The 10625-nt window shown below is 70.8% G+C and carries 9 protein-coding genes; 5 read left to right on the forward strand and 4 right to left on the reverse strand.

The window, feature by feature from the left end; genetic code table 11:
* The coding region (locus VFX14_00005) for an ATP-binding protein (GenBank protein HEU5188047.1) at positions 1-1089 on the forward strand (1089 nt) is incomplete at its 5' end.
* Positions 1090-1129: 40 nt separating this feature from the next.
* Here VFX14_00005 and VFX14_00010 read toward each other — a convergent pair.
* Positions 1130-1828, reverse strand: a complete 699-nt coding sequence (locus VFX14_00010) for a TerC family protein (protein HEU5188048.1) — start codon at positions 1826-1828, stop codon at positions 1130-1132.
* A gap of 97 nt (positions 1829-1925) precedes the next feature.
* Between VFX14_00010 and VFX14_00015 the strand changes: the two genes are divergently transcribed.
* Positions 1926-2606 (forward strand): MgtC/SapB family protein, encoded by a 681-nt coding sequence (locus VFX14_00015; protein ID HEU5188049.1) that lies wholly within the window; start codon positions 1926-1928, stop codon positions 2604-2606.
* A gap of 19 nt (positions 2607-2625) precedes the next feature.
* Here the strand turns inward: VFX14_00015 and VFX14_00020 are convergent, their stop codons facing one another.
* The gene (locus VFX14_00020; protein HEU5188050.1) at positions 2626-3564 is read right to left on the reverse strand and encodes a TIGR03560 family F420-dependent LLM class oxidoreductase; all 939 of its coding nucleotides are present in this window, start codon (positions 3562-3564) and stop codon (positions 2626-2628) included.
* A gap of 42 nt (positions 3565-3606) precedes the next feature.
* Here VFX14_00020 and VFX14_00025 point away from each other — a divergent pair, with 42 nt between their 5' ends.
* From VFX14_00025 to VFX14_00035, 3 genes are read left to right on the forward strand one after another with little or no spacing between them, the layout of a single operon-like run.
* Complete coding sequence (locus tag VFX14_00025) at positions 3607-4869, forward strand: ATP-grasp domain-containing protein (GenBank protein ID HEU5188051.1); 1263 nt, start codon at positions 3607-3609, stop codon at positions 4867-4869.
* A gap of 11 nt (positions 4870-4880) precedes the next feature.
* Entirely contained in the window at positions 4881-6854 is a 1974-nt protein-coding gene (locus VFX14_00030) for a S9 family peptidase (GenBank protein ID HEU5188052.1), read from the forward strand.
* Complete coding sequence (locus VFX14_00035) at positions 6844-7593, forward strand: SDR family NAD(P)-dependent oxidoreductase (GenBank protein ID HEU5188053.1); 750 nt, start codon at positions 6844-6846, stop codon at positions 7591-7593. The genes VFX14_00030 and VFX14_00035 overlap by 11 nt, the downstream gene beginning before the upstream one ends.
* A 19-nt stretch (positions 7594-7612) precedes the next feature.
* Here VFX14_00035 and VFX14_00040 read toward each other — a convergent pair whose 3' ends face one another.
* Positions 7613-9349: a phosphoenolpyruvate carboxykinase (GTP) gene (locus VFX14_00040; GenBank protein ID HEU5188054.1), complete on the reverse strand. Its 1737-nt coding sequence runs from the start codon at positions 9347-9349 to the stop codon at positions 7613-7615.
* A 160-nt stretch (positions 9350-9509) separates the two neighbouring features.
* Positions 9510-10625, reverse strand: a 1116-nt coding sequence (locus VFX14_00045; protein HEU5188055.1) for a sigma-54 dependent transcriptional regulator, incomplete at its 5' end; no start/stop codon positions are given.

Raw genomic sequence — 10625 nt, forward strand, 5'->3', positions numbered from 1 at the left:
ATGCTGGGATGGGCGAGGATCCTGCGCGACCCGAAGCGGGGCAGCGTCGACGTCGCGCATGGCCTGGAAGTGATCGAGCGCAACGCCCTGCTGCAGGTGCGCCTGATCGAGGACCTTCTCGACGTCTCGCGGATCGTCTCCGGCGCCATGCGCCTCGAGATGCGTCCGCTCATGCTCGCGCCCGTCGTCCAGATCACGCTGGGCACGATGCGGCCGGCGGCCGTGGTCAAGGGTGTGACGCTGCACGGCGCGGTGGATGAGCAGGTCGGCGCGGTCCTGGGCGACCCGGCCCGCCTGCAGCAGATCGTCTGGAACCTGGTCTCCAACGCGATCAAGTTCACGCCCAGCGGAGGGCGCGTCGACGTGCGCGTGGCGCGCCGGGACGCCATGGTCGAGGTCAGCGTGAGCGACACCGGGCGAGGCATCGCGGCCGATCGGCTGTCCGAGGTCTTCAACCCCTTCGGGACGGCCCATACCAGCACGCAGTCCCACGGCGGCATGGGGCTCGGGCTCTCGATCGCGCGCCATCTCGTGCTGCTCCATGGCGGCAGCATCAAGGCGGAGAGCCAGGGGCTCGGACGCGGGGCGACCTTCACCGTGACCCTGCCGCTCACGGACGCGCGCCCCCCGCAGGAGGCCGCGACGCCGCGAATCGCTCCGCTGGCGCCGGGGGCCCCTCCGCTCTCCACCCTTCATGGGGTCCGCATCCTCGCCGTCGATGACGAGGCGGATGCGCGGGAGCTGATCAGAGCGATCCTGGCCCAGTGCGGCGCCGAGGTGACGGCTGTGCCCGGCGTCCGGGCGGCGCTGGAGGCCCTCGATCGCGCATCCTTCGACGTGCTGGTCAGCGACATCGTGATGCCCGAAGAGGATGGGTATACGCTCATCCGCCAGGTCAGGGCGCGCGGGGCCGATCGGGGGGCCGACATCCCGGCGCTCGCCCTCACCGCCTATTCCCGGATCGAGGACCGCGCGGCGGCCGTCGCGGCGGGCTATCAACAGCATCTTGCCAAGCCGATCGAGCCCGCCGAGCTCGCGGCGGCCATTGCCGCGCTGGCCGCCCGTGCGGAGGGACCGCGCGGGGTCTGAGCCCGATCCGCGCGACCGCGTGGCGCGGTCGGATGGAGCGTCAATCAGCGTTCGATTCGAAACGCCGGTGGAGCGTGACCGGCTTCCGCTTCTTCCGATAGCGCAGGTTCAAGAGCTCCACGAACAGCGAGAAGGCCATCGCCACGTAGATGTAGCCCTTGTTCACGTGGGTGCCCATGCCCTCCGCCACGAGCATCACGCCGATCAGAAGCAGGAAGGCGAGGGCGAGGATCTTCACGCTCGGGTGCCGCTCCACGAAGCCCCCGATGGGCGCCGCGGACACCAGCATGACGAGCATGGCCAGCACCATCGCCACCACCATGACCGGGACGTGCTTGGCCATGCCCACGGCGGTGATGACGGAGTCGAGGGAAAAGACGATATCGAGCACGAGGATCTGAGCCAGCACCCAGAGGAAAGCGCCGCGCGAGCCCGACTCGGGCGTCTCCGCCGGATGATCAGCCTCGAGCTTGTCGTAGATCTCCCACGTGGCCTTCGCAACGAGGAAGAGGCCGCCACCGATCAGGATCAGATCGCGCCCGGAGATCTTCCCGCCGAACACCGTGAACAGGGGCTCGGTGAGCCCCATCATCCACGAAATGGTCATGAGCAGGCCGATCCGGATCACGAGGGCGAGGGTGAGGCCGAGGCGCCGGGCGACGTTTTGCTGGGCGGCGGGGAGGCGGCTCACCAGGATCGCGATGAAGACGACGTTGTCGATGCCGAGGACGATCTCCATCGCGGTGAGCGCGACGAGGGAGACGAGGGCATCGCCGGTCAGGAGGCCGCCGAGGTCCACGAGCGAATGGTACCATCCCTTCGAGGGGCGCTGACGGATGACTCCACACTGGGAGCTCGCGATCCGGATGCTCGTCGGCGCCCTGCTCGGCGGCATCATCGGCTATGAGCGCGACTACCACGGCCGCCCGGCCGGGCTCCGCACGCACTTGATCGTGGCGCTGGCGTCGGCCACGTTCATGGTCGTGTCCACCCACTTCATGTACTTCCAGCGCTACGCGGCGGGCGACCGCATCTCGGTCGACGCCGCCCGCATCGCGGCCTCGGTGGCGGTGGGCATCGGCTTCCTCGGGGCGGGGGCCATCCTGCGCACCGGCATCAGCGTGCAGGGGCTCACCACCGCGGCTGGGCTCTGGCTGGTGTCTGCGATCGGGCTGGCCGCGGGCGCGGGCATGTATCTGGAGAGCGTGATCGCCACCGCGATCGGGCTAGCGGCGCTGTGGGGCCTGCGCCGCTTCGAGGACCGGCAGGGGTTTCGCAAGCGGCGCCGGGTGACGCTCGTCCTGGAGGGCCACGTGTCCGAGACCGGGAGCGTCGCGCGCACGCTCGACGGTGCCGGGATCAAGGCGTCGATCGAGGAGTACGAGCACAGGCTGGACGAGCGGTGGCTGCAGCTCACGCTCGACGTCGAGATGCCGTCCGGCGAGGAGCGGCGGATGCTGGAGATCCTCGAGTCGCAGCCGGGCGCGCGCGTGGTGAAAGTGGAGGCGGGCGGCTAGCCGGCGCGCAGGCCCGCCCTCAGAGGCGCGGCAGCACCTCCTTCGCGAACAGCTCGAGCGCCTCGATATCCTCCTGGTCCAGCATCTGGAGCAGCACGCGCTCCATGCCCACCGCCTTCCACTTGTCGAGGTCAGCCAGCACCTGTGAAGGCGGGCCGGCGAGGAAGCCCGCCGCGCGCCAGGCCGCTTCCGCGTCGGGCAGCGCGGGGAAGACCGCGCGCGCGTTGGCGACACGGCGGGCGATCTCGGCGTTGTTGCGACCGATGGCGAGCGGGATCATCAGCGAGCGGCGGATGCTGTTGGGATTGCGCCCCACCGCGTTGCAATGCTCCACCAGCACGTGATACTTGGCCGGGTAGTCCGCCGCGCTCACCCGGGTGACGTTCCACTCGTCGGCGAATTCCGCCACCACCCGGAGCGTGCGCTTCTCACCTCGGCCGCCGATGACGAGCCGGGTGCGGCCGCTCGGCGACTTCGGATAGGTCTCCGCGTTCTTGAGGGCGTAGTAGGGCTGGGCGAGCGTCACCGGCCTGGGAGCGTCCAGGGCACGGATCGCCCGTGCGCCGCACTCGAGGCGGTCCATCCGCTCCTTGAGGGGAGGGAACGGCACCCCGTAGGTGGCGTGCTCGTGCTCGTTCCAGCCGGCGCCGATACCCAGGTCGAAGCGGCCGCCGGCCAGCGTGTCGATGGCGGCGGCGGCCTTGGCGAGGATCACCGGGTGGTAGAAGGTCAGCGGCGACACCATGGGTCCGAAGCGGATGCGGCGGGTGCGGGTCGCCAGCGCGGTCAGCGAGGCCCAGGTCTCGAGCGACGGCCGCTTGGACTCGCCTCCCAAGCCGGTGAGATGGTCGGAGCGGCACAGTGACTCGTAGCCGAGGTCCTCGGCGGCGGCGGCGAGGCGCCACCAGCGCTCCCACGTGAGCCCTTCCTGCCCCTCGATCATGATGCCGACCTGCATGGCGGCCCCTCCCCCGTTTTTCGACACTGTACAATAGGCGCCATGCATTGCGCCCCCGCCAAGCGCCTGCTGCTGCTCATCCCCACCACCACCTACCGGACCGAGGATTTCATGGACGCGGCGCGTCGCCTCGACGTGGATCTCGTCGTGGCGGCGGAGCGGCCGAACGTGATGGCCGGAGAGTTTCCCGATCACCTGCTCACCGTGCCGTTCGACGATCCCGAGCGCGCGGCGAGAGAGCTGGCGGAGTACGCGCGGCGCCGTCCCATCGACGCGGTGGTGCCGGTGGATGACGAGACCACGCTGGTCGGCGCAGCCATCGCCGCTCGGCTCGGGCTGCGCTGCAATCCCGTGGGCGCGGTGGCGGCCGCGCGGAACAAGCGGCTCATGCGCGAGCGCCTGGCCAAGGCCGGCCTGCCGGGGCCCGTCTTCACTTCGGTGTCGGTACACGAGGATCCCGCCGCGGTGGCCCGGCGCATGACGTATCCCTGCGTGCTCAAGCCGCTGGTGCTGTCGGCGAGCCGCGGCGTGATCCGCGCCGACGATCCCGCGGCCTTCGTGGCGGCCTTCCAGCGTGTACGCGCCATTCTCGCCGAGCCCGACGTGGCCGCGCTGGGCGACGGCACCGACCAGATACTCGTCGAAGCTTTCGTGCCCGGTGTGGAGGTGGCGCTGGAGGGTTTACTGATAGCGGGCACGCTGAGCGTGCTCGCGCTCTTCGACAAGCCCGACCCGCTCGACGGCCCGTACTTCGAGGAGACGATCTACGTGACGCCGTCACGGCTCCCCGCCACCACCCAGCGCGCCATCGCAGACGTCACCGCGCAGGCGGCGCGCGCCCTGGGCCTCGAGGACGGGCCCATCCACGCCGAGCTTCGCCTGGACCCACGCGCCGCGTCAGATGCGCCCCGCCCGGTGATGCTCGAGCTGGCCGCGCGCTCCATCGGCGGCCTCTGCTCGCGCACGCTGCGCTTCGGCACCGGGCTCACCCTCGAGGATCTGATCCTGCGCCGCGCCCTCGATCTGCCCATCGCGTCGCTCGAGCGGGAAGGACGCGCCGCGGGGGTCATGATGATTCCCATTCGGCGCGCGGGCGTCCTCGAAAAGGTCGAGGGCCTGGACGCGGCGGAGGCGATGCCGCTGATCGAGGACGTCACGATCAGCGCGCATCCCGGGGAGACCCTGGTGCCGCTTCCCGAGGGCCACCGCTATCTCGGCTTCATCTTCGCCCGCGGCGACGATCCCGCCGCCGTGGAGCGGGCGCTGCGGGACGCGCACGCCCGGCTCACCTTCACGCTTCGCTGAGCGAGGTCCCCATGCGGCCGATGCGCCCCGACGACATTCTGAAGATCCGCTTCGTCTCCGACCCGCGGATCTCGCCCGGCGGGCGCCGCGTCGCCTTCGTGCTGACGTCGCTCTCCCAGGAGCGCGACGAGTACCTGTCCAACATCTGGATGGTGGACACGACGGGGGGCGCGCCCCCGCGCCGCTTCACCACGGGCCCGGGGCGCGACACCGCGCCGCGCTGGTCGCCGGACGGCGCGCGGCTGGCGTTCGTGTCCGAGCGCGAGCGGGGGAAGAAAGGGCAGTTGATGGTCATGCCGGTGGAGGGGGGCGAGGCCCTCGCCCTCACCCAGCTCCGGAACGGCGTGGCCGCGCCGGCCTGGTCGCCGGACGGCACGCGCCTGGCCTTCGTCTCGCGCGTGGGCGGCTGGCAGGAGCCCGAGAGCGAGGAAGAGCGAAAGAAGTCGCGGCCGGCGCGCGTGGTCACCACGCTCAAGTACCGGTTCAACGGCGAGGGCTTCATTCACGACCGGCCCACGCACGTCTTCGTGGTGCCGGCGGCGGGCGGGGCGCCGGCGCAGCTCACCTCGGGCGACTGCCCCGACTCCGACCCGGCGTGGTCGCCCGACGGCCACTCGATCGCGTTCGTCTCGGCGCGCCACGAGGACCGCGACTACGACGACGCCACCGATCTGTGGATGGTGCCCGCCGCCGGCGGCACGCCCCGGCGCGTCACCGACACGATCGGTCCGGCGATGCACCCCGCCTTCTCGCCCGACGGGCGGACCCTGGCCTATCTCGGGCGGCGCCACCAGAACGAGTTCGGCCGGAACGTGCGGGTCTTCACGGTGCCCGTCGAGGGCGGCGCGCCGCGGAGCCTCACCGACGTGCTCGACCGCTCCTGCGCACCGCTCGACCTCGCCCCGATCTGGTCCGCCGACGGCGCGTGGCTCACCTTCGCCGCCGAGGACGCAGGCGCGCTGTCGGTCTACCGCGTCCGCGCGGCCGGCGGGGCCCCCGCGCCGGAACGCGTGATCGGCGGAGAACGCGCGGTCATGGGTGTATCCGCGGCCACCGACGGCACGCTCGCCTTCGTTGTCACCGATCCCGTCACACCCCCGGAGGTGGCGACCTGCGCGGCGGACGGCAGTGGCGAGCGGCACCTCACCGACTTCAATGCGGCCTGGCGGGCCGAGGTCGCTCTCGCGCGGCCGGAGCGCTTCCGCTTCAAGCGCGCCGGGCTCACGGTCGACGGCTGGATCATGAAGCCGGTGGGCTTCACGGCGGAGGGGCGCTATCCGGGGCTCCTCAACATCCATGGAGGGCCCCACGCCCAGTACGGCTGGGTCTTCTTCGACGAGTTCCAGGTCCAGGCCGGCGCGGGCTACGCGGTGGTCTACACGAATCCCCGCGGCAGCCAGGGCTACGGCGAGGCGTTCACCCGCGCGGTGGTGGGTGACTGGGGCGGCGGCGACTTCGCCGACGTGATGGCGGGGCTCGACGAGGCGCTGCGCCGCGCGCCGTGGATCGATCCCGACCGCCTGGGCGTGCTCGGGGGCAGCTACGGCGGCTTCCTCACGTCGTGGACGGTGGGGCATACCGATCGCTTCCGCGCCGCGTGCTCGGAGCGGGCGGTGAACTATCACCCCAGCATGTTCGGCACCAGCGACATCGGTCACCTCTTCAATGAAGTCGAGATCGGCGGCCTGCCCTGGGAGATGCCGGACAAGTACGCGGAGCGCTCGCCGCTCACTCACGCCAAGAACATCCACACGCCGCTCCTCATCATCCACTCCGAGGACGATCTGCGCTGCCCCATCGAGCAGGGGGAGCAGCTGTTCGTGGCGCTCAAGAAGCAGCGGAAGGATGCGGTGTTCGTACGGTTCCCCGACGAGAACCACGAGCTGTCGCGCTCGGGCAAGCCGCGCCATCGGCTCGAGCGCTTCCGCATCATCCTGGACTGGTTCACCCGCCGCCTCGCCCCGGAGCCCGCCCGTGGCCGTTGAGGGGCGCGTCGCGCTGGTGACGGGTGCCCAGCAGGGCATCGGGCGCGCCACCGCCGTCGCGCTGGCACGCGCGGGCGCGGACGTGGCGCTGAACTATCTCGACGATCGCGCGGCCACCGACAAGGCCGCGGAGGAGATCCGTGGGCTGGGGCGTCGGGCCCTCGTCGTCCAGGGCGACGTCTCCCGCGCCGCCGAAGTGGCCGCCATGGTGGCCGCGGTGGGGCGCGGGCTCGGCGTGCCGGACATCCTGGTCAACAACGCCGGCGTCTATCCCCGCTCGCCGTTCCTCGAGCTCGCCGAGCGCGAGTGGGATCTCGTGCTGGGCGTGAACCTCAAGGGCTCGTTCCTCTGCGCGCAGGCGGTGGCGCGGGCGCTCGTGGCGACGGGGCGGCGCGGGGCCATCGTCAACATCGCCTCCCAGGCCATCCGCGGCGCCCCGCTGGGCGTGCACTACACGGCGAGCAAGGGCGGGGTGGTGGCGATGACGCGGGCGATGGCGCTGGCCCTCGCCCCGCACGGGATCCGGGTGAACGCGGTGGCGCCGGGAACCACGGATACCGCGCAGCCGCGGTACGAGCACAGCGAGGCGGCGATGGCGGAGATCTCACGCGCGGTGCCGCTGGGGCACATGGCGGCGCCGGAGGACATCGCGGACGTGATCGTGTTCCTCGCCAGCGATGCCGCGCGCCACATCACCGGCGAGACCGTGCACGCCAACGGCGGTTCCTACATGGCGTAAGGGGCGCCGTGGGCGCGAACTAGAGGCGCTTCAGGGTGCGCGCGTGCGCGTCCCAGATGGGGTGGGGGAGGCGCTCGCCGAAGGTCTGGTAGAACTGGCCCAGCTCGTCGAGCGCGCCCGCCCAGTCTTCCCGCCCCACGCGCAGCGCCTCGGCGAGACGGGCCGGCGGCATGTCGAGCCCGCTGAGGTCCAGCGCGCCCGCCGTGGGCACGTTGCCGATGGGCGTCTCGGTGGCCTCCCCGCCGCCCTGTATCCGCTCGAGGATCCACTTGAGCACGCGCACGTTCTCGCTGTAGCCCGGCCAGAGGAACTTCCCGTCCGCGTCGCGGCGGAACCAGTTCACGCGGAAGATCTTCGGCGGGTTCTTGATCCGCCGCCCCATGGCCAGCCAGTGCGCGAGGTAGTCGGCCATGTTGTAGCCGCAGAACGGGATCATGGCCATGGGATCCCGGCGCACCACGCCCACCTTGCCGGTGATCGCCGCCGTCGTCTCGGTGCCCATCGCCGAGCCCAGGAACACCCCGTGATCCCAGTCGAAGGCCTCGAACACCAACGGGACCACCTGCGCGCGCCGCGAGCCGAAGATGAAGCCCGAGATCGGCACGCCCGCAGGGTCTTCCCAGTTGGGCGCGATGGACGGGCACTGCGAGGCGAGCACGGTGAAGCGCGAGTTCGGGTGGGCGGCGGGACCGGCGCCCGGCTGCCAGGGGTTCCCCTGCCAGTCGACCGTGCCCCCGGGGGCCTTCGTCTCCATCCCTTCCCACCAGGGCTCACGATCGGGCGTCATTGCGACGTTGGTGAAGATGGTGTTGGAGCGGACCATGGCCATTCCGTTCGGGTTGGTCTTGGCGCTGGTGTTGGGCGCGACGCCGAAGAAGCCTCGCTCGGGATTCACCGCGCGGAGCTGGCCCTGCTGGTCCACGTGGATCCAGGCGATGTCGTCGCCCACCGTCCAGCAGCGGTAGCCGGGCAGGCGGGAGATGACCATGGCGAGGTTCGTCTTGCCGGACGCGCTTGGCATGGCGCCGGCGAGGTAGGTGACCTTGCCGGTGGGATCCTCCACGCCGAGGATCAGCATGTGCTCGGCGAGCCAGCCCTCGCCACGGGCCTGGGCCGAGGCAATCCGCAGCGCATGGCACTTCTTGCCGAGGAGCGCGTTGCCGCCGTAGCCGGAGCCGACGCTCCAGATGAGCTTCTCCTCGGGGAAGTGCAGGATGAAGCGGCGCTCGGGGGAGAGGTCGCCGAGGGAGTGTAGCCCCGGGACGAAGTCGTCGTCGGCGCGCATGTGCTCGAAGGCCACCGCGCCCACCCGCGTCATGATGTGCATGCTCGCGGTGGCGTACGGGCTGTCCGTCACCATGACGCCGACGCGGCTCATCGTCGACCCCGCCGGACCCATCAGGTACGGGATCACGTACATGGTCCGGCCCCGCATGGCGCCCCGGAAGAGGCCGCCCACGCGCGACTTGGCCTCCTTCGGATCCATCCAGTTGTTGGTGGGGCCGGCGTCGTCCTTGTCCCGTGAGCAGATGAACGTTAGCTGCTCGGTGCGCGCGACGTCGCTGGGATGGCTGCGGTGGAGATAGCAACTCGGGTAGGTCTTGGGATTGAGCGGCACGAGCGTGCCGTCGCCCAGCATCTGGCCCACCAGCCGGTCGTACTCGGCCTTGGAGCCGTCACACCACACGACGTCGGCCGGGGTGGTGAGGCCGGCGACCTCGTCCACCCATTTCTCTGCGACACTCGTCATGGCCATCGGTGCCCTCGCGGTGTCATGGGATGGGGGCCTGGATCCTTCGGCTCCGGCGTACTGTAGCAGAATTCCACGGAGGATCGGACGGCGAAGTTGACCCCGCGAGAGCGGCCGCCCGATCCGCGCATGGTCGGCGCGACCGGGCGGCGTCGTGTCCGGCGAATCAGGCGGCAGGCTCGCGCTCGCGCCCCTCGTAGCGCGCGAGCTTGCTTCTCAGCGTCTTCGGCGTGATACCGAGGATGTCGGCGGCGCGCGTCTTGTTGCCGTCGTAGCGCGCGAGCGTGCGCAGGAGAAGGTCGCGCTCGGCATCGTCGAGCTTGGTCCCCACGGGGATCACCACCGAGTCCACGCCGTCGGCGGGCGCCTCGGCCGGCGCGGCCGGCCGCGTGGCGGCGCCGACCGGCAGGAGCTCGCGCGTGATGATGTCGCCCGGGCAGGCCACGGTGGCCCGCTCGATGATGTTCCGCAGCTCGCGCACGTTGCCCGGCCAGGTCCCCAGCATGAGCTGCTGCAGGGACGCCTCGTCGACCCCCTTGACGCGCTTGTCGTACTTCCCGTTGAACTCCTCGACGAACGCCTCCACGAGGAGCGGGATGTCCTCCTTGCGCTGCCGCAGGGGCGGCATGGCCACCGAGAAGACGTTGAGGCGGTAAAAGAGATCCTCGCGGAACGTGCCGTCCTTGACCGCCTTGACGGGATCCTTGTTCGTGGCGGCGATGATGCGCACATCCACGTTGAGCTCGCCCTTGCCGCCCAGACGACGGACGGTCCCTTCCTGAAGGATGCGGAGGTACTTGGCCTGGAGCGCGGGGCTCATCTCCACGATCTCGTCGAGGAAAATGGTGCCCTTGTCGGCGAGCTCGAAGTAGCCAGCGCGGCGCTCGAGGGCGCCGGTGAACGCCCCCTTCTCGTGACCGAACAGCTCGCTCTCCAGCAGCGTCTCGGGGATCGCGGAGCAGTTGACCGCCACGAAGGGCGCCTTGCGCCGCGGGGACATGTCGTGGAGGGTGCGCGCGACCAGCTCCTTGCCGGTCCCACTCTCACCCGAAATGAGGACGGGCGCGTTGGTGGGCTCCGCCATCTCGATCATGTGATAGATCTCCTGCATCGGGCGGCTCGTGCCGAGCAGGCTCCCGAGCCCGCGCGCCTCCTTGAGCTGGCGGCGGAGGAGCGTGACCTCGCGCATCATCTCCGACTTCTCGAGCGCCTTCTCGATGAGGGGCCGGAGACGCCGCGTCTCCACCGGCTTGGTGATGTAGTCGTACACCCCGCGCTTCAT

This window comes from Candidatus Methylomirabilota bacterium (assembly GCA_035764725.1).
GTDB lineage: Bacteria > Methylomirabilota > Methylomirabilia > Rokubacteriales > CSP1-6 > DASRWT01.

What these genes read in the sequence shown, in the direction of transcription:
- VFX14_00010 (HEU5188048.1), bottom strand. Translation starts at nt 1,828, where the DNA reads ATGGAGATCGTCCTCGGCATCGACAACGTCGTCTTCATCGCGATCCTG.
- VFX14_00015 (HEU5188049.1), top strand. Translation starts at nt 1,926, where the DNA reads ATGACTCCACACTGGGAGCTCGCGATCCGGATGCTCGTCGGCGCCCTG.
- VFX14_00020 (HEU5188050.1), bottom strand. Translation starts at nt 3,564, where the DNA reads ATGCAGGTCGGCATCATGATCGAGGGGCAGGAAGGGCTCACGTGGGAG.
- VFX14_00025 (HEU5188051.1), top strand. Translation starts at nt 3,607, where the DNA reads ATGCATTGCGCCCCCGCCAAGCGCCTGCTGCTGCTCATCCCCACCACC.
- VFX14_00030 (HEU5188052.1), top strand. Translation starts at nt 4,881, where the DNA reads ATGCGGCCGATGCGCCCCGACGACATTCTGAAGATCCGCTTCGTCTCC.
- VFX14_00040 (HEU5188054.1), bottom strand. Translation starts at nt 9,349, where the DNA reads ATGGCCATGACGAGTGTCGCAGAGAAATGGGTGGACGAGGTCGCCGGC.